We start from the raw sequence: 24,528 nt of genomic DNA, 5'->3' as shown, positions 1-24,528 counted from the left end.
GCTCGGCTTTATAATCGTTCGGATGGAAAAATGCCCCTGCTCGCTGAAGCGGCCGTTCAATTTGTGATGGGCATCACTGTGCGCAGAGTTCTCACCTGAAGCAGGAATCCGTGGCGAGGGCGCAAGCCTCGCCACAAGAAGCAGTATTCGCGTCGCCCGTCAGAACGCCAGCGCAGCGGCCTCTGCGAAGCCATGTTCCGGTACACCCGCCATGAAGTGCAACGGTATCGGCTGTTTCTCCTCGATCGGCGAAATTTCAAAGCTACCGACTATTTGCCCCTGGAGCGCCCCCAGCCGTATCGACTCTTCTTCCTTTGCCTTTGCCATTCTCGCGTGGTTCGCTGCGATTTCGTTGAGAGTTGACACGGTACATCTCCGTTTGCTGACCCTAGCCTTGATTGATTTGCCGCCGCGTCAGAATCACGTCGTTCTTGGCTGCTGGAGCAAGCCGAAGCAAACCCTAAGCCAGACACGGTCACCGGTTGATCTTGTTATTGGAGAGGCGACGGATGGCGGTTTGCCGTGGAAGCCCTAGCCCAGACCCCGCGACGACGCTGCAACGTGCCAACCATGCCTTAGCAATAAGTCATTGATAATACAAACCGGGACATTCGAGTCGCCGTCCAGCTGGTACCCGTGCCGCTTATTGCGGATCGACGCCATAGGCGCCTGGCGCGGGTGTCGCGTTCCTGTACATCACGATCACGGCGATGCCGATCAAACTGGTGGCGCATGCCAGCTGCAGGCTGACCTGTTGCGTGCCGATGGGCGCGGCCAGCACGGCGACCAACAGCCATGCCAGCGGCGTGTAACGTGATAGGCGACTAATATCATCCTTGGCGTCTATATAGGCAGCCATCTTCCCTTTTTAGTGAGAACCATCATGTTTGAATCGCGCTCGTTGATGGCTGTACTGACCTGCTTCGCCCTGGTGGCCGGGCCTGGGGTTGTCGTGGCAGACCCAGGTAACGGCAAGGGCAATGCCCCATTCGACCAAGGGCCCGGCCATGGCCAAGGCAAGGGTGGGCAAGGCCACAAGGGCGATCAGGGCAATCAAGGCAACCCGGGAGGGCAGGGTAACCGAGGTGGCGGCGACTGGCATAACGGCCCCAGTATCGACCGCGGCGGCGTGCTGGGTGTGATCGGTGGCTATCGTGACTACTGGAGTCCGGGGCCTGCGTTGCCGCCGGGGATCCAGAAAAACCTCGCCCGGGGCAAGCCGCTGCCACCGGGCATTGCCAAGAAACTCGATTCACGCCTCTTGGGCCGGTTGCCGCACTACGACGGTTATGAATGGCAGCAGGTAGGCACCGACCTGATCCTGGTGGCCATCGCCAGCGGCATTATCTATGAAGTGCTGAACGGCGCGTTCGACTGACACGTTGGACAGTCAGTGAAACGAACCTTATGTGGGAGCGAGCCTGCTCGCGATGACGGCCTGTCAATTACTGCATTATTGGCTGAACTGACGCTATCGCGAGCAAGCTCGCTCCCACAGGTTTCGTCTCAGTTTTCAAGTTGGCGCAGGCGCTTGTACAAGGTGTTGCGGCTGACCCCCAGCCGTCGCGCCAGATGCGAGATATTCCCGCCGACGGCCTGTAACTGCCTGTTCAAGTCCTCGGCATCGTTCAAGTCCACCGCCAGCGGTTCGGGGGTGTCTACCGGCTCCATTTCAAGGTCGACGAAGAAGTCGTCCGGCAGGTGTTCCGGGCGGATCGGCTGTTCCTCGGCCATGGCCAGGGCGACTTGCAGCACGCTGCTGACTTGGCGCAGGTTGCCCGGCCACGGGTGGCGGTCGAACAGTTCCAGCACCTCCCGACTCAGGCCGGCCCATTGGGTCGGTTCACGGTGGTGTTCCCAAAGGCGTTTGAACAGGGCCTGTTTGTCGCTGCGTTCGCGCAGCGGTGGCAGTTCGAGGGTCAGGCCGCCGATGCGGTAATAGAGGTCTTCGCGAAAGCGCCCCAATTGCACCTGTTCACGCAGCGAGCGGTTGGTGGCGGAAATGATGCGGATGTCCACCGGGAACAGCTCGGCGCTGCCTACCGGTTGCACGCAGCGCTCTTGCAACACCCGCAGCAGCCGAGCCTGGGTCGGCAGGGGCATGTCGCCGATCTCGTCGAGGAACAGCGTGCCGCGGTCGGCCTTGCGGATCAGGCCGATGCTGCCCTTTTGATTGGCGCCGGTGAAGGCGCCTTTTTCGTAGCCGAACAGTTCCGACTCCACCAACTCGGCGGGAATCGCTGCGCAGTTGACGGCAATGAACGGTTGTTTGCAGCGCGAACTGGCCTGGTGAAGGGCCTTGACGAACACTTCCTTGCCGACGCCGGTCTCGCCATGGATCAGCAGCGGAATGTCTTTCTCCAGCAGGCGCTCGGCCTGGCGCACGGCTTTTTCCACACGGCTGTCACCGAAGTGCAGAGTGTTGAGGTGGATGACGTTGGCGGCAGGCGCGGGGGCCGGCGAAGGGGGGGCTTCGGTGAATACTCGCGCCTTGATCGAGACCTGGCTCGGCCGCCGCAGCAGGCACTGGAAGCGGTTGCGTCCAGACGCTTGCAGGGCGAACGGCAGGCCATCGGGCTGGTTCAGCAGTTCCAGCAGCGAAACCTTGAACAGGCTTTCGATGCTGACCCGTGACAGGCTCAGGCCCAGCAGGTTGTCGGCCCGGCGGTTGGCGGAAAGCACCTGGCCGCTCTCGTCGAAGATCAGCAGCCCGGCCCATTGGCTGTCCAGGTTGTTCAGCCCGGTGTTGAAGGTCAGTTGGAAGTGTTCGCCGCGAAACAGGTTGAGGATCAGCCGGTTCTCCACGGTCTGGCTCATCATTTTGACCATGCCCAGGGTGTGGGAGGGCGGCAGGTAGCTGTCGCTGGAGACGTCCAGCACGGCGATGACCTTGCGCTCGGCGTCGAAGATCGGCGCGGCGGAGCCGGTCATGAAACGGTTGGCCTTGAGGAAATGCTCATCGTGCTCGATGTGCACGGCCTGCTCGCAGGCCAGCGCGGTGCCGATGGCATTGGTGCCGGTGCAGCGTTCCATCCAGCTCGCCCCGGCGCTGAAACCGTGGGCCAGCTTGGGTTCGATGAAACGCTGGGTGCCCCAGGACGTCAGGACCTGGCCCTGATTGTCGGCCAGCATGATCAGGCAATTGGAGTTGCTCAGGATGTTCTCGTAGTACGGCAAGACTTCCTGGTGGGTGGTCTGCACCAGTGAGTGCTGGCTCTCCAGCAACTGGGCGATGCCATCGACGGGCAGCGGGTCGAAGGCCGGTATGCTCTGATGGTTCAGGCCGAAAGCGCGGCAACGGGACCAAGAGGCCTGGATGATGGCCTCGTGGGACAAGGCGGGGGCAGGTGCGGCCATGGGGCACTCTCGCAGGTGCTGTTTTTATTGTGGTGGTGAGTCTCGCACATACTCCTTGTGCAGGGGCAGGTCTGGATAAGACTCAATTCACATTCCCATGTAGGAGCGGGCTTGCTCGCGAAAGCGGTGGCTCAGCTATACACGTGTCGGCTGATATACCGCTTCGCGGGCAAGCCCGCTCCCACAGGAGGATTGCCTGCGGCCCGGCTAAAGCATTCCAGTCAGTGTTGTTCAAATTTGTTCATTGTCAAGGCTCGAACTGTTCAGTTGTTCAATCCGAGTTGTTCACTTTTGTTCATCAACGAACACGTTTTTTTGAGAAATCCCGGACAGACGCAGCTAGATCAATGGCTTGCATTTTCTGGCACGGCTTTCGCTTTGAAGCTCGGGTCGCTTGACTCCAAATAATAAAAAGGCCGAGCCATGTCATTAAAGCTTGAGCACATCTGTCGCACCGTCGAAGGCCAGACCTGGATCGACGATGCCAATCTGAGTTTCGAACCCGGATCCTTCAACGTCCTGCTGGGCCGCACGCTGTCCGGCAAGACCAGCCTCATGCGCTTGATGGCCGGGTTGGACAAGCCCGACAGCGGACGCGTGCTGATGAACGGCGTCGACGTCACGAACAAGCCCGTGCGGCTGCGTAATGTGTCGATGGTCTATCAGCAGTTCATCAATTACCCGACCATGACCGTCTTCGAAAACATCGCCTCGCCGCTGCGCCAGGCGGGTGTGTCCGACGAGGTGATCCAGGACAAGGTGCTGCAAACCGCCAGGATGTTGCGCATCGAGAAGTTCCTCAAGCGCCATCCGCTGGAGCTGTCCGGCGGCCAGCAGCAGCGCACCGCTATGGCCCGGGCGTTGGTCAAGGACGCCGAGCTGATTCTGTTCGACGAGCCGCTGGTGAACCTCGACTACAAGCTGCGCGAGGAACTTCGCCAGGAAATGCGCGAGTTGTTCCAGGCCCGCCACACCATCGCCGTCTACGCCACCACCGAGCCCAACGAGGCCTTGGCCTTGGGCGGTACCACCACGATCCTGCACGAAGGCCGGGTCATCCAGAGCGGCAAATCGTCCTCGGTGTACCACCAGCCGCAAACCGTGCTGGCCGCCGAGCTGTTTTCCGAGCCGCCGATCAACCTCATGCCGGGCCGCATCGCGGGCAACGAGGTAAGTTTCGCCAATTTCGTGCACTTCCCGCTGAACGTCGACCTGCGGCCGGTGGGCGAGGGTGAGTTCCGTTTCGGCGTGCGCCCCAGCCATATTTCCCTGGTGCCAAGCAACGACGATGACCTCGAGCTGGCGGTGACCGTGGAGGTGGCCGAGATCAGTGGTTCGGAAACGTTCCTGCATGTGCGCAACGAGCATTTCCTGCTGGTGCTGCATTTGCCCGGCGTCCATGAATACGACGTGGATGCGCCGATCCGCATCTACATCCCGACCCATAAACTGTTTGTCTTCGATGCCCAGGGCAAGTTGGTCCAGGCGCCGGGCCAGCGCATCGCGAGGGTTGCCTGATGGCTGAAATTCGTTTGCAGAACCTCGCCCACAGCTACACCAGCACCCCGGCGAGCCCCGAAGACTATGCGATCCGCGAGATGAACCACATCTGGGAGCAGGGCGGCGCCTATGCCTTGCTCGGGCCCTCGGGCTGCGGCAAATCCACTTTGCTCAACATCATTTCCGGCCTGCTCAGCCCGTCCGAGGGCCAGGTGCTGTTCGACGGCAAGGCCGTCAACGAACTGAGCCCGGAGCGGCGCAACATTGCCCAGGTGTTCCAGTTCCCGGTGGTGTACGACACCATGACGGTGTTCGACAACCTGGCGTTCCCGCTGCGCAACCAGGGGCTGGCCGAGGCGCGGGTCCACACCAAGGTGCAGGAAATCGCCGAAGTCCTCGACCTGCAGAACCTGCTGGACAAGAAGGCGCGCAACCTTACCGCCGATGAAAAGCAGAAGGTCTCCATGGGGCGCGGGCTGGTGCGCGACGACGTGTCGGCGATCCTCTTCGACGAGCCGCTGACGGTGATCGACCCACACCTGAAATGGAAGCTGCGGCGCAAGCTCAAGCAGATCCACGAGCAGTTCAACATCACCATGGTCTACGTCACCCACGACCAGTTGGAGGCCTCCACCTTCGCCGACAAGATCGCCGTGATGTATGGCGGCCAGATCGTCCAGTTCGGCACGCCCCGGGACTTGTTCGAGCGTCCGAGCCACACTTTCGTCGGCTATTTCATCGGCAGCCCGGGGATGAACCTCATCGAGGTCACGGCGCAACCCGGAGGCGTCGGTTTTGCCTCGACCCACCTGCCTTTGTCGGGCCCCCTGCAACAGCGCGTGGCCGAGGCCCAGGGCAAGCGCCTGAAGGTCGGCATCCGGCCAGAGTTCGTCCATGTCTGGGACGGCCCCTACGACGACGCGATGCGCGCGCAAGTCGTCCACGTCGAAGACCTGGGCACTTACAAGATCCTGACCCTCAACCTCGATGGCGCGCCTTTGAAAGTGCGCCTGGCCGAAGACAAGCCTGTGCCGGAAGGCACCGCGTACATCAGTTTTCCGGCCCAATGGTTGATGGTCTATGCCGATGAATACCTGCTGGAACCGTTGAGCGAGGTGCAGCCATGAACAAGGTGCAGAACAACAAAGCCTGGTGGCTGGTGCTGCCGGTGTTCCTGCTGGTGGCGTTCAGCGCCGTGATCCCGATGATGACGGTGGTCAACTACTCGGTGCAGGACATCTTCGACCAGTCCAGCCGCTATTTCGTCGGTGCCGACTGGTACAAGCAGGTGCTGCTCGATCCGCGCCTGCACGACTCGTTGCTGCGCCAGTTCATCTACTCGGCGTGCGTGCTGCTGATCGAGATCCCGCTGGGCATCGCCATCGCCCTGACCATGCCGACCAAGGGCAAGTGGTCGTCCCTGGTGCTGATCATCCTGGCGATTCCGCTGCTGATTCCGTGGAACGTGGTGGGCACCATCTGGCAGATATTCGGCCGCGCCGACATCGGCCTGCTGGGTTCGAGCCTCAACGCCCTGGGCATCAACTACAACTATGCGGCCAACACCATGGACGCCTGGGTCACCGTGCTGGTGATGGACGTCTGGCACTGGACCTCTTTGGTGGCCTTGCTCTGCTACTCGGGGCTGCGGGCGATTCCCGACGTGTATTACCAGGCGGCGCGGATCGACCGGGCCTCCAACTGGGCAGTGTTCCGGCACATCCAGTTGCCGAAGATGAAGAGCGTGCTGTTGATCGCGGTGATGCTGCGTTTCATGGACAGCTTCATGATCTACACCGAGCCGTTCGTGCTCACCGGCGGCGGGCCGGGCAACGCCACCACGTTCCTGAGCCAGACGCTGACGCAGATGGCCATCGGCCAATTCGACCTGGGCCCGGCAGCGGCGTTTTCCCTGGTGTACTTCCTGATCATTCTGTTGGTGTCGTGGCTGTTCTATACCGCCATGACGCACTCCGACGCCAACCGTTGAGGCCCGCACGATGAGCAAGAAAAAGCTGGTTCCATTGCTGATCTACATCCTGTTCCTGCTGGTGCCCATCTACTGGCTGCTGAACATGTCGTTCAAGAGCAACACCGAGATCCTCGGCAGCCTGACCCTGTGGCCCCAGGACTTCACTTTCCACAACTACAAGGTGATCTTCACCGACCCGAGCTGGTACACCGGTTACCTGAACTCGCTGTACTACGTGAGCCTGAACACGGTGATTTCCCTGGCCGTGGCGCTGCCGGCGGCCTATGCGTTCTCGCGCTACCGGTTCCTGGGGGACAAGCACCTGTTCTTCTGGCTGCTCACCAACCGCATGGCGCCGCCGGCGGTGTTCCTGCTGCCGTTTTTCCAGCTGTATTCGTCCATCGGGCTGTTCGACACCCACATCGCCGTGGCCCTGGCCCACTGCCTGTTCAACGTGCCGCTGGCGGTGTGGATCCTCGAAGGCTTCATGTCCGGGGTGCCGAAAGAAATTGACGAGACCGCCTACATTGACGGCTACAGTTTCCCCAAGTTCTTCGCCAAGATCTTCATCCCGTTGATCGGCTCCGGCATCGGTGTGACGGCGTTCTTCTGCTTCATGTTTTCCTGGGTCGAATTGTTGCTGGCCCGCACGCTCACCTCGGTCAATGCCAAGCCGATCGCCGCGGTCATGACCCGCACCGTGTCGGCGTCCGGCATCGATTGGGGCGTGCTGGCGGCGGCGGGGGTGTTGACCATCCTGCCGGGCATGCTGGTGATCTGGTTCGTTCGCAACCACGTGGCCAAGGGCTTTGCCCTGGGCCGGGTCTGAGGAGTCGATGATGGAATGGATGAACTGGACCGTCCCGACGGCGGCGTTTTTTGGGGTCATCGCCTTGTTCCTGATCGGCATGACCACTTGGGAGTTGCGTTCGCCGAGCATCCCTCGGCGTGGTTTCCTGCCGATTACCACGACCCGTGGCGATCGGTTGTTTATCGGTCTTCTCGGTAGCGCCTACCTGCATCTGCTGGTCATCGGCGCCACCGACTGGAGCATCTGGACAGCGTTCGCGTTGTCTTGGGTGTGGCTGTTGGCAGTGATGCGGTGGGGCTAGTCGCGCGTATTTGACGATCAGGCTCTCAAATCCAAACAGGAGGTCTCTATGTTCAATAAAAACAATAAGCTGCGACATAGCGTTTCATTGGCAGCCGCACTGGCACTCAGCGGCTTGAGCGCTGTGGCCTGGGCTGACGCCTATGAAGACGCCGCTAAAAAATGGATCGGCAGTGAATTCAAACCGTCAACCTTGACAGCCGAGCAGCAGCTCGAAGAGCTCAAGTGGTTCATCAAGGCCGCTGAGCCGTTTCGTGGCATGAAGATCAACGTGGTGTCGGAAACCCTCACCACCCACGAATACGAGTCCAAGGTACTGGCCAAGGCCTTCACCGAAATCACCGGGATCCAGTTGACCCACGACCTGCTGCAAGAAGGCGACGTGGTGGAAAAGATGCAGACGGTGATGCAGTCGGACAAAAATATCTATGACGGCTGGGTCAACGATTCGGACCTCATTGGTACGCACTTTCGCTACGGCAAGACTGAATCGATCACCGACCTGATGGCCAACGAAGGCAAGAACTTCACTTCGCCGACCCTGGACCTCAAGGACTTCATCGGCACCTCGTTCACCACTGCGCCGGACGGCAAGCTGTATCAACTGCCCGACCAGCAGTTCGCCAACCTCTACTGGTTCCGCGCCGACTGGTTCGAGCGTGCGGACCTGAAGGCCAAGTTCAAGGAGAAGTACGGCTACGAGCTGGGCGTACCGGTGAACTGGTCGGCTTATGAAGACATCGCCAAGTTCTTCAGCGAAGACGTCAAGGAAATCGACGGCAAGCGCGTCTACGGCCACATGGACTACGGCAAGAAAGACCCATCCCTGGGCTGGCGCTTCACCGATGCCTGGTTCTCCATGGCCGGCGGCGGCGACAAGGGCCTGCCCAACGGCTTGCCGGTGGACGAGTGGGGCATCCGCGTCGAGGACTGCCATCCGGTCGGCTCCAGCGTGACCCGCGGCGGCGACACCAACGGCCCGGCGGCCGTGTTCGCGACCACCAAATACGTGGACTGGCTGAAGAAGTACGCGCCACCGGAAGCGGCGGGCATGACGTTCTCCGAATCCGGCCCGGTGCCGTCCCAGGGCAACATTGCCCAGCAGATCTTCTGGTACACCGCTTTCACCGCCGACATGACCAAGCCGGGCCTGCCCGTGGTCAATGCCGACGGCACACCGAAATGGCGCATGGCACCTTCGCCGCGCGGTCCATATTGGGAAGAGGGCATGAAGCTGGGTTATCAGGACGTGGGGTCCTGGACCTTCATGAAGTCCACGCCTGAGAAGCAGAAATTGGCGGCCTGGCTGTACGCGCAGTTCGTGACGTCGAAAACCGTGTCGCTGAAGAAGACCATCGTTGGCCTGACCCCGATTCGTGAGTCGGACATCAACTCGCAGGCGATGACCGACTTGGCGCCCAAGCTCGGTGGCCTGGTGGAGTTCTACCGCAGCCCGGCCCGCGTGCAATGGACCCCGACCGGGACCAACGTGCCGGACTATCCGCGCCTCGCGCAACTGTGGTGGAGCCACATCGCCGAAGCGGCCAGTGGCGAGAAGACCCCGCAACAGGCGCTCGACGGCTTGGCCAAGGACCAGGACGCGATCATGACGCGCCTGGAACGCTCCAAGGCCCAGGCGACCTGCGCCCCGAAAATGAACCCGGAGCGCGATGCGCAGTACTGGTTCGATCAACCGGGGGCACCGAAGCCGAAGCTGGCGAACGAGAAGCCTAAAGGTGAGACCGTGAGCTACAGCGAACTGCTGAAGTCGTGGGAAGCGGCCCGCAAGTAAAGCGTCTGACAGTGAAAGACAAACGGCACCGAAAGGTGCCGTTTTTTTTCGTCCAGCCCCCTGGTTGATTGGGGTGGATTCGAGCCTTGCGGCTGGCGCGAGCCTTGTGGGAGCGGGCTTGCCCGCGAAGGCGTCAGCCCATCCAGCCTCTCAGCAAACAGACCCACCGCCTTCGCGAGCAAGCTCGCTCCCACAGGGGGTTGGTGGTGTTTGCAGGTGCTTGATTCACTGCACTCATCTGTGGGAGCGAGCTTGCTCGCGAAGGCGGCCTGCCCGTCGACCCATCCCTTTGGCGGATCGGCTCAGCCGGCCTTGGCGGCGCTCACCTGGGGCGCTCCGGCCACAGGGGAAGGGCGGGGTTTGAGCAAGGCGTCCAGTGCCTGGCGATACTGCCGGCCGGCCAGGCTCATGCTGTTGTTGTGGGTGGCACCCGGCACCAGCAGCAGGCGCTTGGGCTCCTGGGCGGCGTTGAACAGCTGTTCGCTGAAGCGTGGCGGTACGTAGCGGTCGGCGGCGCCATGGACCACCAGCAAGGGCATGTTGATCTCATGAATCTTGTCGATGGAATCGAATTTCTGCGACAGCAACCAGCGTACCGGCAGCGACGTGTCGGCCATGGCCGTGGCGACATCGCCCAGGGACGTGAAGGTGGATTCGATGACCAACCCCCGGGCCGCTACGACGCTGCCGTCTTTCGCCGCTTTTTGGCCCAGTTCCGCTGCCAGGTCCACCGCGACGGCACCGCCCAGGGAGTGGCCATAGATCAGCCGCAGCGCCGGGTCGGGTTGCAGCGTTTCCAGGCGTGCCCAGGCGATCCGGGCGTCTTCGTAGACACTGGCTTCCGAGGGCAGGTCGCCATGGCTTTTGCCAAATCCCCGGTAGTCGATTGCCAGCACCGAAAAGCCCAGGTCCCTCAATTGCTGGATGCGAAACAACTGCCCGGTCAGGTTCCAGCGCACACCGTGCAGGTACAGGATCGCCGGCGCACTCTTGCGCTCGGCCGGCCACCACCAGCCGTGGATATTCTCCCCGGCCTTGAACTGACTGGGCCTGAGGTCAAACTCCTGCACGCTGCTCGGCAAGCCGTTGAACCAACTGGCCGTGCCGGGCTCGATCCTGAACACCAGCTCGCGCTCCTTGTGCTGCAACACCGCACAGCCCACCGGCAGCCCGACGACCATGGCCGCCATGCACAGCATCGCCAGCCAGCGCCGATCAGGACGAGGAAGAAAAAAAGCACGCATCAAAGGGTTTCGCTACTCAAGACAGAAGATGCTTTTTAACAGATTCGCCCGAAGGATGGCGTGATTTCAGACGGCTGCGGGCTTTCGCTCATGCGGTCGTCGGATTCTGCGTGGGAGTGGGGCGTGCACATAAATCGATACCCATTGCGTGGACGACCTTGAGTACGGTATCAAAGCGCGGCTTCGCCCCCCGGAGCGAAGGCCTTATAGAGACTTTCACGGCCCATACCGGAGTCTTTGGCTTCGCCTCACTCGAAAACTCGACCCCCTAAAACATTGAGGACGATGCCATGATGACTCAGGCCTCCAGAGACCAGGCCCGGACGAATGGAACAGGCGGGCGCGGCGGCGACGGATGCCAGTGGCGAACCGGTTGGGGGCAGCGTGATGTCCATTATCCGCCGGTCAGTGCACGTCCCCATACTCAGCCAACCTCAGAGGCTGCCGCTTGCTGCCGTAGGGCACTTTGGGCACGCCCGCCAGGCGCTTGTGCAGCACCTGGGTCAGTGATTCGCCGGGTGCCAGGCTGGCGTCGCCGAAGTCGCCGTCCAGGTCCTGCGGGTGGACGATCACTTCGAGTGAGCCATGCTCCGGCGGGGCTGCGTGGTCCAGGTCGGCCGGGGTGCAGACGTAGTCGGCCGTCGCGCCGCTGAGGCTGCGCATGCGTCGGTTGAGCAGGGTCTTGAAGATGCGTTTGGGCACGTTCAGGTTTGCCCCCAGGTTGCGCGCCAAGCGGATGGGCACGCCATGGCGCTCGGCGAAACGAGCCACCAGCTCGCCGATGGGCCAGATGTTGTGGACGTGTTGGTGGGAGTCGAGGTGGCTGGGGTGCAGGCCGTGGTCCAGGCAATGTTGCCATTGCGCCTCAAGTTCGTCTTGCACCGCCGCGAGGTCTTTTGAGCCCAGGCGCAGGCAGTAGCGCGACACGTTGAGGTCGAATTCGCCGTTGGGGGCACAGAACGCGGGTCGCGAGGTGATTGCCTGGCTCAGCGGCGCACCGTGGCTGAGGTTGAAATGCAAGCCGATACGTCCGTTGAGCAGGGGTTGACGGGCCAGCTCGCAAGCCTGTTCGAACCCTGGCATGTTGGCCATGGCGGTGGCGGAGCTGATCACGCCGGCCTCGAAGGCTCGCAGGATGAGTGCGTTTTCACTGAGGCAGAGCCCGAAATCGTCAGCGTTGACGATCACTTGTTGAGGCATTCACGTTCTCCTGGCGCTTGGAAGTGGGGGGCAAAGGTGTTGCGGCGGCCGGGCGCTTGCGTAGCCATGGCTTGAGACTCTTCCATAGTCGCAAGGCGAACCCCAGGACCAGCCCGCCGGGTTGCCATGAATAAAAACTCCAACGCCAGTGTTCCAATTGTCCGGTCATGCGTTCATGCAGTTGATGGCTGGAGTTTTCCAGGCTGACCCGGGACGCATCGACCCAGCGCCAGTTGTCCTCCAGCCCCCAGCGGATCCATTCCTCCAGCAGTACCCGGCCGCTGCCCAGGTCGGCATGCTCCGGCAGGAACGCCAGGTTGTAGTCGTACAGTCGGCCCTGTCCCAGCAGGCCCAGTCGGTAGCTGATGCAGCGTCCTTCCAGCTCCAGCACCACCACGCGCACCAGGCCTTGGGCGGCGAGGGCGGTGAAGGCGTGTTTCATCCATTGCCGGCGCACCGGGTCGGAGAAAATGCCGACGCCTTCTTCACCTTTCCAACTGGCCGACTCGACCTCGGCAAGTTCCTGCAGCAGCAGGCCCATGCTGATGGCATCGGGGGTCAGTCGACGGATCTGTGCGCCGCATGCGGCGATACGCTTGCGTGCCTTACGTAACTTATAGCGTGGATCGCCGGAAATTTCCTGATGGTCACTGTCGCTGATCAGATGCACCGGGACCCGGCAGCTCAACCGCCGCTCCCCGGTGGAGCTCAATGCCATCCAGGCACTCAGCGCGCTTTGCTCGCCGACGGCCTCGACCACTTCATTCAATTGCAGCAACGCGTGGGGCAGTTGTTGCCGGATCTGCATCAACGCCTGGCCCATGCTGTCAGCGTCGACGCGCACCAGCAGGGCGATGCGGTCCGCCAGCGGATGACCCAGGTGACGCAGCACCCGGAACCGCAGCCCGCCGATGCGCTCGCGCGCGCTGACCAGGGGCAGGCACAGGCTCAGCGCCTGGTCTTGCCAGCCCAGCAGCACGTGCAGGTCCTGGCCGGGTTGCAGCGCCAGTTCCGCCGCTTGCAGCCAGGCCAGGTTATTGAACGGCGTGTAGTCGGCCACCCGGGTGCGCAGCTGCTCATAAGCCGTTGCCGGGAAGTCCGTGGCGAGCAGTGAGCGTCGCCATTCGAAGCGGATTGCCATCAGGCCGCCGCCGCCGTGGGGGCGGGCTGGGCCGGTTTGCGAAAGGTATCCAGCACCGAGCCGGTGTAGAACGTATCGCGGAAGAAGCGCCAGCGCCCGAACAGGCAATACACGTGAGTGATCTGGCCGCGCTCCTTGAAGTCCATGCGGATGTGCATCTTGATCGCCGGGATGTTCTGCAAGTCGCAGACATCGACCATCTTGGTGCAGCCTTTTTCCGCCATGATCCTCCACATGTCCTGCTGGACGTCCGCCGACATCTGGGTTCCCCAGTAAGCGCGGGTCATCTCCCCACCGAACTGGAAATACTCGCCCGGCTTGATCGGGAACAGGCAGCGATAGAAATGCCGATCGAAATAATCTCGGGTACTGCCCCAGGCAAACCCCACGGCGTCGCCCTGGCCGTCCAGGTACATCAAGCCGGTGTAGCCTTCGGCCGCCAGTTCGCGCATGGTTTCGACGCGGTCGCCGAAGTACTTGGCAAACGCGTCGGCATTGCTGACCGTGATGAATTCCCGGCGCGCCGGCGGGTAGGGCTTGAGGTTATGGGGCGGTAGCGGGACTCGCACGTCGTGTTCCAGCCACACCAGTTGCGAGTGGAAAAACACGAAGTGCCGGATCACCTGTTTGAACACGGCGCGCAGGCCTTTCTTCTGGATGCGATCACGCAGTTTCTGCAGTACGTTCATGGTGCCTCCTGACGGGTGGCGGGTTGAGGAATGGAAGAGGTGGTCCAGCCCAGGGCAAACAGGGTTTGGCCTGGCAATAGAAAATGGATTTGCCCAGCTTCGCAGGTGAATGAGGCGCTGCGGCTGCGGTTGTCCGGGCCGAAATACACCAGGGTTGCCTGCGCCTGTGGACAGAGCCCGGCGTCGATATCGACCTGTTGCGCCCGGGTGCTTTTGTTCACGCCCAGCAGGCCGCGCTGCATGCCGGTGGCCATGGCCAGTGCGTCGACTTCGAAGGCGTCGTTGTCCAGGCGTAACACCTGGTCGAACCAGTGCTGCTGGATGAACTGCTGGGCCAGGCCCACCGGCTTGAGCTCGAAGCGATCGTTGTCCAGGACCCTCACCATGCCCTTGGGATACTCCGGCTCGTCGGCGGCCTGGAACCAGTTGAGCATGTCGAGCAGGCCATCGGCGGAGGCGTTGATCACCACCGAGGTCCACCACAGGGCGGCGTAGTGGGTTTCCTGGTCGTAGGGGCTCAGGCTCGAGCCGCTGGACATATTGGTCTGGTCCAGCAGCAGCGCCTTGCGTGGCCGGCCCGTGGCGTCCAGGCCCACCAGCCTGGCGGCGCGCCGCACACTGCTGCGATACACCCGTGTCGCCAACAGGTCGCGAATCATCCATTCATGCCAGGCCAGGGCGTCGACCTGGTCGCCGTACTGGGCCAGCAGGCGCCGGGCCCAGTCGATGCCGAGTTTGTCGGCGGCGTTTTCGGCCAGCGGACCGTTGGTGAACCGGGAGCTGGCCGGGATCGCGATGCGCACCCCCGCGCGGACGTTGGCGGGCAGGGCGCGGACCTCATTGGCCATGCTCTCGAACACCGCCTGATAACTGGCGAAGTCGGGGTAGTTGAGGTTCGGCTCATCGGCGAAACCTAAGTAATGCACGCCTTTGCCGCCCAGGGCGCGGGTGGACTTGAGCCAGGCTTGCAGGCCGCTGTTGCTGGTCCGATCGGCCACAAGGTCGGCCTTGCGTCCGCTGCCGGCGAGCAGGGTAATGTCCTGGTTGATGCCGAAGCGATCCTGGTACAGGCGCCGGAACCGATCCTCGTGGTCGGGCTTGGCGGCGGTCACGTCGACCATGCTGTAGTAACTGGCCGCCTGGGGCTTGAGTGCATCGATGACCGCGTAGGCGGCGGGCGGCGGCATGACGTAAGGCAGCGAAATCCCCAGTTTCGGCGTGTTGCCCAGCACCTCGGGGTAGACCTTCAACTGCACGTGCCCCGGGGCTTCGCGAAGCGGCTGCAGTTGCGCCGGGGCTTGGGCGAACAGGTTGGCAGTGCCGTCCAGCCAGAACGCCGCCTTGCCGTTGCCCAGCAAGTGCAGGCGCCAGACCTGCTCGACGTCGGCGACCGGCAGGGCCACTTGGTCGAACTGCCAATAGGCGGGGTACGGCTTGAGGTTCAGTTGCAGTTGTTTGCCGTCGGCCACGCGCCGGGCTTGCAGGCCGCGCACGCCACCGTGGAACTTGCCCGCCAGCACGGCACGCTCGCCCGCGGCGACCTTGAAGTACAGTTCGTCGCCGTCATGGGCTTCGGCGCTGAAGTGCACCTTGGCCGGGGCGAACAGCGCCTGGGTGCGTGCATCGTGTTCAAGGGTATAGCGACGGAAACTGTAGCCGGGGATTTCCAGCCGATAGCTGGCGGGGCCGGGCAGCAAGGGCCATTGCTGCTCGCCGCGTTCCTGCTCGGCCTTGATGAGGCGTTCACCCACCAGGCGGCCCTGGCCATTGAGCAGGTAGATATGCTCGGCATTGGCGTTGGCTTGCCAGGCCGGCACCCAGCGCACGGTCACGGTGTCTGGCCGATCGGTCTGCAAGTACAGGCTGCCGTCGCGAATGCCGGTCCAGGCCATGGATGCGCCATGGGCCGAGAGCGCCAGCGCCCACAGGCAGGCGCCCAACGCCCAGTGCCGCGTCGTCCTTTTGGCGAGCAAGCTCGCTCCCACAGGGTTCGGTGCCGCGCCTGTGGATGCGAGCCAGCTCGCGAAGGCGCACGGCCAGGCGCCAGGAAACTTCATGCCGATTTCCCCAGTAGCATCTGGCGCATCGGCAGTAAATCGCTGGGCAGGATGATCAGTGTCTGCCACGGCGCCACGCCGCTGAGGCGGCAATACATCGCCAGCAGCGCCAGGGTCACGCCCAGGTAGGCGATGGACGATGCGGCGGCGGCACCGACGATGCCATAGCGCGGGATCAGCAACACATTCAGCGCCAGGTTCAGCAGCGCCCCCAAGCCCATCAAAAACGAGACAGCACCGGGCCGGTTCTTGCCCAGCAGGTCCAGGCGCAGGATGCTCGCGTAGCACAGCCCGAACAGCCCCGGCAGCAGTGCCAGCAGCGCCGGATACGCCGGTTGGTAGGCGACGCCGAACAAGGTGACGATCAACCATTCGCCGATCAAGGCCATGCTCAGGCAGGCCCCCAGCATCACCGTGGCGGTCAGGCGCAAGGCCAGTGGGGTCAGGCGCTGCATGTCCCGGTCCTGCTGCAACAGGCGCTTCATCAGCGGTGTGGTGACGGCTTCCGGCACGATCAGCAGCAGCTCGGCGGCGGCGCTGGCCATCGCGTAGTGACCCAGGGCGGTGCTGCCCAGCAGGGCGCCGATGAACAGGTAGTCGGAGCGCAAGATCACTTGCTGGAACAACAGGTCCGGGTGGCTGCGGGCGCCGTAGCGCAGCAGCTCGTTCTGGCCGCTGCGATCCCATTGCAGGGTGACGTCCTGGTCCCGGCACAGCCAGACCCAACCGGCCAGCACCACCAGGCTCAGGCCGGCCAGCCAACTGATCAACGCCGCTTCCAGGGCCGCGTCTTTCCAGAGCCAGAACAACGCCAGGAACAGCAACAGCGGCGCTACCGATTCCACCAGGCGCAGGGCATTAAAGGCGCCGACGCTGCCGGACGCGTTGTGCAGGGTCAGCAGGCCGCTCTTGAGCACGGTCAACGGCACGGCGAGCAACAGCAGCCAGGCCAGTAACCCCAATTGTGTGGTGACGTCCAGGTCAGTGCCAAACTCGCGCGCCAGCGCTACCACCAGCAAGGTCAGCAGCCCGGCCAGCAGGCAACCGAACACCAGCACCTGGCTGAGCAACAAACCCATCGAACGCTGCTGTGCTGCCTGGTAGCCGACGGCGGAGTTCAGGCCGCCGCTGGTGGCGGCGCTGATCAGGTCCGGCAGGGTGCTGAGCAGGGCGAACAGTCCGCGTTCGCTGGGCCCGAGCACCCGTGCCAGCAGCACATTACGCAGCAGGCGCAGGCCGATCATCGCCAGGCGCGTCCCCATGCTCAACAGCAGATGCTTGAGGTAATGACCACGGCTCATGAGCGTGTTCCTCGGCGAATTCGCCAGGCCAGCAGTTCAGGGTGATGAGCGTTGCGTTGGCTGACGCCGAAGCGCGGCAGGTTCAAGGGGTCGCCGTCGTGGCGGTACAGGCCGGTCTCGGTACCCAGGGCAAACGGATAACCGTGGGCGGCCACCTGCTGGCGCACGCGGGCATCGTGGTCGCCGTTGGGGTAGCAATACACCGGCAGGGGTTGTGCGCAGCCGTTTTCCAGGGCGATGCGGCTGCGCGACAGTTCTTCGTGCAGGCGCTGGTCGTCCAGCCCGGTGAGGATCGCGTGGCTGGCGCCGTGAGGGCCGAAGCGAATCAGGCCGGAGTCTTCCAGCATGCGTACTTGGGACCAGTCCAGCGCCTGGGGCTGGGCGCCATGGGGACAGCTTTCGGTGAGGTCGCTCAGCACCTGTGGGTCGAGGCTCTTGAGGCTTTGCAGGTAGTGCACGAGCGCCAGGCTGCGGCGGTCGTCGTCGATGTCATCGAGCAGCACCGGCAGTGGCCGGCCGACTTGATGCAAATGTTCGATCAGCGAGTGACGCGCCACCTGGCCGTGGCTGCCCCAGAGGGTTTCGCCGAGGGTTTCCCACCAGAAATGTTGACGGCTGCCGATGAAGTCCGTGGACAGGAAAATACTCGCCGGCACCTGGTACTGGCGCAGCAGTGGAAAGGCATTCATGGCGTTGTCGCGCCAGCCGTCGTCGAAGGTCAGTGCCACCCGTGGGCGGTTCGGCACGTGTTCCGGGTCGGCCAGCAGCAGCGTCATCAAGGGCACGCAATCGAAGTGGCGTTGCAGCCAGAGCAGCAGGTGCTCGAAGGCTTCCGGGCCGACGCACAGCTCGTTGCGATGGGGCAGTTCGGCGGCGCGGTCGTTGCTCAGCACCCGGTGCAGCATCAGGATCACCCCGGCACCGCGCAAGGGCCCGCGACCCAGGGCCGTGTTCAGGTACAGCCAACCGCCGGTGCGCTTGAAAACGTGTTTGATCGACATCGGCCATCCTCCTTTTCAGCGGTTCTGCTCGGGGTTCCATTGGCTGTAGCGCTGGCCCCGCAGAAACTGCCACAGCCCGATGCTCATGCCCGCCAGCGTCACCAGCACGAACGCGGCCAGGCGAAAGGGTTTGGGCAGGCGGTGTTGCGAGTCCATCAGCCCGAGCAGCGCCATGCTGTAGCCGATCAGTTGTGCCAGCAGGCTCAGGCGATAGAACGGATGCTCGTTCCACAGCCAGGCATTGCTCAGCAGCAACGGCAGCAGCAGCACCGGCGCCAGGCGGCGGATCAACTTGTGGCTGATCAACCCGATGGCGTAGAGCCCATGACGCAGTGGGTTGAGCAGCGCGCGCCGCTGGGCCAGGCTTTGCAGGCCGCCGACGGTGACCCGCTGGCGGCGACGGAACTGCTTGTCGGCCTCGTCCACGCCCTGGTCGAGCACCCGAGCCCGTGGCGCATAGACGATGCTCTTGCCGGCGGCCGGCGCGCAGGTGCTGAGGAAGAAGTCATCGTTGACCTGCGCCGGTATGGGTTCGAACAGTTCGCGCCGCAGTGCCAACAGCGCACCGTCGGCCGACACCATGCAACCGGTGCGGCTTTCCACCCGGCGCAGCCAGCCTTCGTAGTGGCGATACAGGCTGTCGCCCAGGCTCAGGCCTTTGCCTGGCACGGGGATTTCCATGTGCCCGGCACACGCGCCCACTTCCGGGTCGCTCAGCGGCGCCAACAGGTGGCCGAGGGTGTCGGTGGCCCATTGGTTGTCGGCGTCGGTGAACACCAGGATCGCGCCGCGGCTGTGGGCCACCCCGGTGTTGAGGGCGGCGGCCTTGCCTTGGCGGGGCAGGTCGAGCACGGTGATGCGCGGGTCCGCCACGTTGCGCGCGCAGGCCACTGTGTCGTCGCTGGAGCCGTCGCTGGCCAGGATGATCTGCAGCGAATGGGCCCGGTAATCCTGGGCCAGCAAGGTGCGCAGCTTCTGTTCGATGTGCCGCGCCTCATTGTGGGCGGCAATCACGATGCTGACGTCCATCGGCACCGCCTTGGCGTAGTAGCGCAGCGGAAACAAGGGGGCTAGCAGGCTCAGGATCACCGGGTAGCCGAGGTAGGCGTACACCGGCAGCAACAGGCACGACCAATAGATGAATTCAGCCACGGGCAGGTCTCCTGACGTTCCAATGACAAAGGTTGAGCAGCAACGCGGCGCCGGTCAGGTGCAGGCGCACCCCGTGCAAGGCCCACAGTTGCAGGGTCAGGCGCGGGTCACGCCGGCTCTGGCGCAGGCTGAGCAACAGCGGCGGGAGTGCGGTGATCAGCAGCAGCATCAGGGCTAGACGCGGCTGGCCCTGGAGCAAGGCGAGCAGGGCCAGGACGTCCAGCGCCCAGGCGCCCACGGACAGCGCCGGGAAGCGCAACAGCCGCAGGCTCGGGCCATGGCTGCGCAGCAGTTGCAGATGACTGCCCTGGCGCCACAACTCCTTGCTCATCCATTCGCGCCAGCTGCCTTCGTAACCCCAGTGCAGGGCCACGCTTTCGTTGACCAGCAGCAGCTGCGCGCCGGCCTGGCGCAGACGCAGGGAAAAATCCTTGTCCTCGCCGGTGCGCAGGGTTTCGTCGAAACCGCCGATCTGGGCGAACCAGGTGCGGCGCAGCAACAGGTTGGCGCTGGGCAGCCACTGCACCCGGTGCAGGCGATGGGCCCCCGGACGCTGGCTGCGACGTTGCCAGGCTTCGGCGAACCAGGGGGCTTGGCGCGGCGTGTCCAGGTCGAGGCCGAGCACATCGCCCTGCTGGCCTTCGAGTTCCAGCAGCAGCTTGAGCCAGTTGGCCGGCATTTCGATGTCGGCGTCGATGAACGCCAGCCAGTCGCCGTGAGCCACCGCCGCACCGCGGTTGCGCAGCGCGCCGATGTGCACGCCGGGCACGATCAGCACCCGTGCGCCCAGCTCGCTGGCGATGTGTGGGCCGCGGTCGTCGGAACCGTTGTCCACCACGATCAGCTCGCACTCCAGCTCGGCCTGACGCGCCGCTTCCCGGGCCGCCAGCAGTGTCCGGCCAATGTGTCGGGCCTCGTTGTACATCGGGATGACGATGCTGATCCGCTTCATGGCTGGGTCTCCCGTGGCGCGCCCTGTTCGGCTTCGTAGCGCAGCACGCTGGTGAGGGCGAGCATGATCCACAGCAACTTGTGGTTCGGCGCACTGAGGAACATCAGGAAAAGGGTCAGCGACAGGAAGCTCATGCCCAGGTGCGTCAGCAGGTCGGCTTGCGCCCAGTCCCGGCGTTGCAGCCAGAGCTGGCGGGCGTGCATCAGGTTGTACAGGCCCAGGCCGAGCATGCCGACGAACATCAAGCCGCCCGGTATGCCGATCTCACTGAAAATCTCCAGGTAAGTGTTGTGGGCCCGGCGATACAGGTCCCCCAGCTTGCGATTGGCCGAGAACGCCTTGGCGTAACCGGTGGGTGCGTAGTGCAGGGGGAAGGTCCCAGGGCCTGCGCCCAGCACCGGGTTCTCGCGGATCATCTGGCTGCCGACCACGATGTACGAGGCGCGCCGTCCGAGGGACTCGTCCTTGTGGGCATTGGCGCCGGCACTGAGGATGCTCAGCGACTGGATGCGTGCCACGTAGCCGGCCGGCAGCACCGCGACCGCCAGCGGGACCATCAGCGCCAGCCCGAGCATCGCGAACCCCAGGTGCCGCGGACGGATCCGTGGCAACTGCGCGCGGTAGTGGTACAGGCCGATGATCAGGCTGAGCAGCAGCACCACCAACCCCGAGCGCGATTCGGTCTTGGTCATCCCGCCCAGCAGCAGGACGAGGCAGCCACCCCAGAACAACCGGTACAGCAGGTACGGGCCACGCACGATCAGCAGCAGGGCCAGTGGCACGGTGAAAGCGATTAGCAGGGCAAAGGCGTTCGGGTCTTCCAGCAGGCCGGACGCGCGGCCCTGGTCCTGGTACTTGGCCGAGAACATCGCGAGCACGCAGGTGGCGGTCACGCTCAACGTCACCAGGCGGCAAAACATGTCCAGGTTCAGTTCGCGACCGATCAGCAACGTGATGCCGAACAGGATCAGGCCCACGCTCAGTTCGCGAAAATGGGTCATGGACAAGTCCATGTTTTCCGTCAGCAGCATGCTCAAGCCGTAGAGCAGCATGAAGCCGATCAACGGCCGCCAGATGTTGCTGCGCAGGCGCGTGGCGGGAATCTGGTGCACGGCCAGTTGCAACATCAGGATCAGCGCCAGGGCCAGGCCGAAGAACTTGGTGCCGGAGAAAGCGTTGTCCTTGAACAGGCCTTCGAAGGGCACCAGGGCGGCGATGCCCAGCAGCCCCCAGCCGGGCTTGCGGTACAGCACGGCGACACCGACCAGGCCCAGCACCGCGCCTGGCGCCAGGAACGGATAAGGACTGGCCAGCAACGCCAGGCAAGCCAGGCCCAGCAGGCTGATGATCGAGAGCGGGACGATCATGGGTGAGCCTCCTGTGCCGTGCGGATGTAGAGCTGCGACCAGCGCTCGGCCAGCGTGCGCAGATCGTAGCAATCCTGCTGGGTGCGGCGGGCGTTGTCGGCGAGGATCCGCGCCAGGGGCGGTTCGCTGAACAGCGTCTCGATCTGTTGCGCCAGTGCGTGGCTGTCGGCCGGTGTCGCGAGCAGGCCGTTGTGCCGGTCCTGCAGGACATCGGGAATGCCGCCGACGCCGAACGCCACCACCGGCACACCGGCCTGCATGGCTTCGAGCAGGATCATCGGCGTGCCTTCGGTGCGCGAGCTGATCACCAGGGCATCGAGGCGACTCCACCAGGCGTTCATGTCGGTCTGGTAGCCCGGCAGCTCGATGCGCGTCGGCAGGCCGGCGTCGTTGATGCGCTTGAGCAGCGTCTGGCGTTCCGGACCGTCGCCGAGCATCACCGCATGCAGTGACGAATGCCGCTGGCACAGCGGGATCATGGCGTCGAGGAACAGGTCCGGGCCTTTCTCGCTGCTCAAGCGCCCGACGTAGCCGACCCGCCAGCGCTGTTCATCGGCGCGGTGGGCCGGCGGCGCGGTGACCGCCGGCAAGCCGTTGGGGATCACGTCGAGTTTCGACGCGCGCACGCTGGCCTGGCGGTGCAGGGCGGCAATGCTCTCGGCCACGCAGACCACTCGCTTGACCGAGCCGGTGCGGCACAGTTGCAGGCTCAGCCAGGTGTAGAAGCGCTGCTTGGGGCTGCGCGGGGTGAAGCCGTGCTGGGTGATCACCAGTGGCAGGCGCAGCAACGTGGCGGCGGACCAGCCGAACAACAGCCCCTTGAAGTTGTGGGTGTTGATCAGCGGCCGGTCCTCGCGGCGCTGGCGCAGGTGCTGCAACAGCTCGGCCCAATTGGCGCAATGGCGGCAGTCGACCCCGGCCTGGCGAAAGCGCGTGATCAAGGTCGGCGGCGCCGCCAGGAACAGCACCTGGTGCTGTCCGGGCGTGGCCAGGCAATGATCGAGCAGCATCCGCTCGGCCCCGTAGAAGCCGCCGCTGTCGAGCAGGTGAATGATCGACAGGGGGCTGCTGTGGCGGGTCGGGCCGAACGGCGCGTTCAATTGCGCACCCAATGGACAAGGCTGGGCAGGCTCCAGTTGCGGTGCGGGTTGACCTGGTCGGGGGACTGCTCGTTGATCACCAGCAGCACCGGTACATCCAGTTGTTGGCTGATCTGGGCCGGATGCTTGAAGCGATGGTCGAAGAACTCACGCACATAGACCAGGGCGATCGCCAGCAACAGGCCGCTGAACAGGCCGAACGCGATGATCAGCATCGGTTTGGGGAACGCCGGGGCGGTCGGTTCGAAGGGTGGGCTCAGGACCCGGGCGTTGGACAGGTCGCTGTCCAGCGAACGGGCGGTGCTGGCTTCGGCGAACCGTTGGGCGTAGGTGGAGAACGCCGCATGCAGGGCGTCGATCTCGGTGTCCATCTGCCGCAGCTTGCTCTGGGTTTCCTGCAATTGGTGGATGCGTTCCTTGAACTCGGCGATGCGCTCGATCTTCTGGTTGATCACCGAGCTGACCACGGCCAGGTCGGTGGTGCGTTCCTGGATTCGGTTGCTCACCACCTTCAGGAACTGCTGGCGGGTGCGCACGATCTGCTCCCGGGCCAGCAGCATCGGTTCGCTGCCGGGTTGGAAGATCGCCAGGTCATTCATGTAGCGGGCGACCTGGCCGGTCAGTTGCTCGCCCAACTGTTTGATTTCCCGGTCTTCGAAGGCGATGTTGTCCACGGTGGTGGTGAAGGTGAACGGGAAGGTGTAGTCGTTGAACCGCGAGCTGTTCGCCGACGCCAGGCTGGTCTTGAGGTAGTCGAGCCAGCGTTGGCTTTGCAGCAGGCGATCCTGGTACAGGTTCAGGGCCTGTTCTTCGGTGTTGATGGCGTTCAGGCGGAAGGTGATTTCCTCCTTCGGATCCGCCGAGCCGACGCCTTCGAGCAAGGTCAGGCGGGTGCTTTCCAGGCCGTCGAGGCGATGCTGGTACTGGCTTTTCTTCTGTTCGTAGAAGGTTTGCGGCAGCTCGATCGATTGCAGTTCCTGGCGACTGGCGAGGTAGTTCTGCAGCAGTTGTGCGACGAACCGGGTGCCTTGGGCCGGGTCACCGAAGCTGTAGACGATGGAGATGACGTTGGAGCCGGGCAGGGTCTCGATCTTGAGGTTTTCGACGGCTTCGTCGGTCAGGGTATCGAGCACGGTGTCACGCACCGGATCCACCTCCAGCCCCAGCGCGTCGCGCAGCGGGTTGATGGCGTACTCGCGCAGTGGCGTGGTGATGTAGCGCTTGAACGGATCGCTCACCCACCTGTTGAAGATGCCGGGGCTGGGCGTGTACTCGCCCTGATCGCGCAGGGTGCTGATGGTCTGGCGGATCAGCGCGGGCGAACGGAGGATATTGCTCTCGGTTTCCATGTCCGCCAGGGACGGTGGAATGAACGTGGCGTTCTCCTGGTTGAGCGACGTGGTGGCGTCGCCCTGGGAGATTTTTTTCGACTGCACGATCACCTGGGCGGTGATATCGAAGCTCTGCTTGAGCATCAGCGGCAACACCAGGGCGATGACGGCGAAAATCAGGAAAACACGCTTCACCCACTGCTTGTTGGCGAAGAAGATCCTGAAGAACTCGTGCAGATAATTTTCCTTGGGATTCATGTC

The 24,528-nt window shown here is 63.5% G+C and carries 21 protein-coding genes; 7 read left to right on the top strand and 14 right to left on the bottom strand.

Annotation, left to right across the window (positions count from 1 at the left end):
• Positions 1-159 precede the first annotated feature (159 nt).
• On the bottom strand, positions 160-366 hold the full coding sequence (locus VM99_15040) for a hypothetical protein (protein ID AKJ99322.1): 207 nt from the start codon (positions 364-366) through the stop codon (positions 160-162).
• A gap of 517 nt (positions 367-883) precedes the next feature.
• On the opposite strand from VM99_15040, the gene VM99_15035 reads away from it, so the two are divergent.
• A complete protein-coding gene (locus VM99_15035) occupies positions 884-1,378 on the top strand; it encodes an integral membrane protein (GenBank protein ID AKJ99321.1) in 495 nt (164 codons plus the stop codon).
• A gap of 128 nt (positions 1,379-1,506) precedes the next feature.
• Here VM99_15035 and VM99_15030 read toward each other — a convergent pair whose 3' ends face one another.
• Positions 1,507-3,357, bottom strand: coding sequence for a Fis family transcriptional regulator (locus VM99_15030; protein AKJ99320.1), 1,851 nt, complete (start codon positions 3,355-3,357; stop codon positions 1,507-1,509).
• 423 nt (positions 3,358-3,780) lie between these two features.
• On the opposite strand from VM99_15030, the gene VM99_15025 reads away from it, so the two are divergent.
• The 6 genes from VM99_15025 to VM99_15000 are packed head-to-tail and all read left to right on the top strand — an operon-like array spanning position 3,781 to position 9,732.
• The gene (locus VM99_15025; protein AKJ99319.1) at positions 3,781-4,875 is read left to right on the top strand and encodes an ABC transporter ATP-binding protein; all 1,095 of its coding nucleotides are present in this window, start codon (positions 3,781-3,783) and stop codon (positions 4,873-4,875) included.
• Positions 4,875-5,984 carry an ABC transporter ATP-binding protein gene (locus VM99_15020; GenBank protein ID AKJ99318.1) on the top strand — a complete coding sequence of 370 codons (1,110 nt, stop codon included), beginning with the start codon at positions 4,875-4,877 and terminating at the stop codon, positions 5,982-5,984. The genes VM99_15025 and VM99_15020 overlap by 1 nt, the downstream gene beginning before the upstream one ends.
• Positions 5,981-6,847 carry an ABC transporter permease gene (locus tag VM99_15015; protein AKJ99317.1) on the top strand — a complete coding sequence of 289 codons (867 nt, stop codon included), beginning with the start codon at positions 5,981-5,983 and terminating at the stop codon, positions 6,845-6,847. Before VM99_15020 ends, VM99_15015 begins: the two co-directional genes overlap by 4 nt.
• A gap of 10 nt (positions 6,848-6,857) precedes the next feature.
• The gene (locus tag VM99_15010) at positions 6,858-7,658 is read left to right on the top strand and encodes a sugar ABC transporter permease (GenBank protein AKJ99316.1); all 801 of its coding nucleotides are present in this window, start codon (positions 6,858-6,860) and stop codon (positions 7,656-7,658) included.
• Positions 7,659-7,668: 10 nt separating this feature from the next.
• Entirely contained in the window at positions 7,669-7,941 is a 273-nt protein-coding gene (locus VM99_15005) for a membrane protein (GenBank protein ID AKJ99315.1), read from the top strand.
• A gap of 48 nt (positions 7,942-7,989) precedes the next feature.
• Positions 7,990-9,732 carry an ABC transporter substrate-binding protein gene (locus VM99_15000; GenBank protein AKJ99314.1) on the top strand — a complete coding sequence of 581 codons (1,743 nt, stop codon included), beginning with the start codon at positions 7,990-7,992 and terminating at the stop codon, positions 9,730-9,732.
• 302 nt (positions 9,733-10,034) lie between these two features.
• Here the strand turns inward: VM99_15000 and VM99_14995 are convergent, their stop codons facing one another.
• The 12 genes from VM99_14995 to VM99_14940 form a co-directional block, all read right to left on the bottom strand.
• A complete protein-coding gene (locus VM99_14995; GenBank protein AKJ99313.1) occupies positions 10,035-10,976 on the bottom strand; it encodes an alpha/beta hydrolase in 942 nt (313 codons plus the stop codon).
• Between the two features lie 405 nt (positions 10,977-11,381).
• Positions 11,382-12,176 carry a hypothetical protein gene (locus VM99_14990; protein AKK01766.1) on the bottom strand — a complete coding sequence of 265 codons (795 nt, stop codon included), beginning with the start codon at positions 12,174-12,176 and terminating at the stop codon, positions 11,382-11,384.
• Positions 12,148-13,317: a cellulose biosynthesis protein gene (locus VM99_14985; protein AKJ99312.1), complete on the bottom strand. Its 1,170-nt coding sequence runs from the start codon at positions 13,315-13,317 to the stop codon at positions 12,148-12,150. Before VM99_14985 ends, VM99_14990 begins: the two co-directional genes overlap by 29 nt.
• On the bottom strand, positions 13,317-14,006 hold the full coding sequence (locus tag VM99_14980) for a hypothetical protein (GenBank protein AKJ99311.1): 690 nt from the start codon (positions 14,004-14,006) through the stop codon (positions 13,317-13,319). Before VM99_14980 ends, VM99_14985 begins: the two co-directional genes overlap by 1 nt.
• Positions 14,003-15,898 (bottom strand): hypothetical protein, encoded by a 1,896-nt coding sequence (locus tag VM99_14975; protein ID AKK01765.1) that lies wholly within the window; start codon positions 15,896-15,898, stop codon positions 14,003-14,005. The genes VM99_14980 and VM99_14975 overlap by 4 nt, the downstream gene beginning before the upstream one ends.
• A gap of 161 nt (positions 15,899-16,059) precedes the next feature.
• Positions 16,060-17,364, bottom strand: coding sequence for a polysaccharide biosynthesis protein (locus VM99_14970; GenBank protein ID AKJ99310.1), 1,305 nt, complete (start codon positions 17,362-17,364; stop codon positions 16,060-16,062).
• Positions 17,361-18,365 (bottom strand): polysaccharide deacetylase, encoded by a 1,005-nt coding sequence (locus VM99_14965; protein ID AKJ99309.1) that lies wholly within the window; start codon positions 18,363-18,365, stop codon positions 17,361-17,363. Before VM99_14965 ends, VM99_14970 begins: the two co-directional genes overlap by 4 nt.
• A gap of 15 nt (positions 18,366-18,380) precedes the next feature.
• The gene (locus tag VM99_14960; GenBank protein ID AKJ99308.1) at positions 18,381-19,517 is read right to left on the bottom strand and encodes a glycosyl transferase family 2; all 1,137 of its coding nucleotides are present in this window, start codon (positions 19,515-19,517) and stop codon (positions 18,381-18,383) included.
• Complete coding sequence (locus VM99_14955) at positions 19,510-20,469, bottom strand: glycosyl transferase family 2 (GenBank protein ID AKJ99307.1); 960 nt, start codon at positions 20,467-20,469, stop codon at positions 19,510-19,512. Before VM99_14955 ends, VM99_14960 begins: the two co-directional genes overlap by 8 nt.
• Positions 20,466-21,836 carry a polymerase gene (locus VM99_14950; protein ID AKJ99306.1) on the bottom strand — a complete coding sequence of 457 codons (1,371 nt, stop codon included), beginning with the start codon at positions 21,834-21,836 and terminating at the stop codon, positions 20,466-20,468. The genes VM99_14955 and VM99_14950 overlap by 4 nt, the downstream gene beginning before the upstream one ends.
• A complete protein-coding gene (locus VM99_14945; protein ID AKJ99305.1) occupies positions 21,833-22,936 on the bottom strand; it encodes a glycosyl transferase family 1 in 1,104 nt (367 codons plus the stop codon). The genes VM99_14950 and VM99_14945 overlap by 4 nt, the downstream gene beginning before the upstream one ends.
• Complete coding sequence (locus VM99_14940) at positions 22,933-24,525, bottom strand: lipopolysaccharide biosynthesis protein (GenBank protein ID AKJ99304.1); 1,593 nt, start codon at positions 24,523-24,525, stop codon at positions 22,933-22,935. Before VM99_14940 ends, VM99_14945 begins: the two co-directional genes overlap by 4 nt.
• Between the last annotated feature and the right edge of the window lie 3 nt (positions 24,526-24,528).

The organism is Pseudomonas chlororaphis (assembly GCA_001023535.1).
Taxonomy (GTDB): domain Bacteria; phylum Pseudomonadota; class Gammaproteobacteria; order Pseudomonadales; family Pseudomonadaceae; genus Aquipseudomonas; species Aquipseudomonas chlororaphis_E.
This window is presented reverse-complemented; position numbering and strand designations above follow the sequence as displayed.

Bases quoted from the DNA above. Each gene is read 5' to 3' on its own strand.
- VM99_15035 (AKJ99321.1), top strand. From the start codon at position 884: ATGTTTGAATCGCGCTCGTTGATGGCTGTACTGACCTGCTTCGCCCTG.
- VM99_15030 (AKJ99320.1), bottom strand. From the start codon at position 3,357: ATGGCCGCACCTGCCCCCGCCTTGTCCCACGAGGCCATCATCCAGGCC.
- VM99_15025 (AKJ99319.1), top strand. From the start codon at position 3,781: ATGTCATTAAAGCTTGAGCACATCTGTCGCACCGTCGAAGGCCAGACC.
- VM99_15020 (AKJ99318.1), top strand. From the start codon at position 4,875: ATGGCTGAAATTCGTTTGCAGAACCTCGCCCACAGCTACACCAGCACC.
- VM99_15015 (AKJ99317.1), top strand. From the start codon at position 5,981: ATGAACAAGGTGCAGAACAACAAAGCCTGGTGGCTGGTGCTGCCGGTG.
- VM99_15010 (AKJ99316.1), top strand. From the start codon at position 6,858: ATGAGCAAGAAAAAGCTGGTTCCATTGCTGATCTACATCCTGTTCCTG.
- VM99_15005 (AKJ99315.1), top strand. From the start codon at position 7,669: ATGGAATGGATGAACTGGACCGTCCCGACGGCGGCGTTTTTTGGGGTC.
- VM99_15000 (AKJ99314.1), top strand. From the start codon at position 7,990: ATGTTCAATAAAAACAATAAGCTGCGACATAGCGTTTCATTGGCAGCC.
- VM99_14995 (AKJ99313.1), bottom strand. From the start codon at position 10,976: ATGCGTGCTTTTTTTCTTCCTCGTCCTGATCGGCGCTGGCTGGCGATG.
- VM99_14990 (AKK01766.1), bottom strand. From the start codon at position 12,176: ATGCCTCAACAAGTGATCGTCAACGCTGACGATTTCGGGCTCTGCCTC.
- VM99_14985 (AKJ99312.1), bottom strand. From the start codon at position 13,317: ATGGCAATCCGCTTCGAATGGCGACGCTCACTGCTCGCCACGGACTTC.
- VM99_14980 (AKJ99311.1), bottom strand. From the start codon at position 14,006: ATGAACGTACTGCAGAAACTGCGTGATCGCATCCAGAAGAAAGGCCTG.
- VM99_14975 (AKK01765.1), bottom strand. From the start codon at position 15,898: ATGGCCTGGACCGGCATTCGCGACGGCAGCCTGTACTTGCAGACCGAT.
- VM99_14970 (AKJ99310.1), bottom strand. From the start codon at position 17,364: ATGAGCCGTGGTCATTACCTCAAGCATCTGCTGTTGAGCATGGGGACG.
- VM99_14965 (AKJ99309.1), bottom strand. From the start codon at position 18,365: ATGTCGATCAAACACGTTTTCAAGCGCACCGGCGGTTGGCTGTACCTG.
- VM99_14955 (AKJ99307.1), bottom strand. From the start codon at position 20,469: ATGAAGCGGATCAGCATCGTCATCCCGATGTACAACGAGGCCCGACAC.
- VM99_14950 (AKJ99306.1), bottom strand. From the start codon at position 21,836: ATGATCGTCCCGCTCTCGATCATCAGCCTGCTGGGCCTGGCTTGCCTG.
- VM99_14940 (AKJ99304.1), bottom strand. From the start codon at position 24,525: ATGAATCCCAAGGAAAATTATCTGCACGAGTTCTTCAGGATCTTCTTC.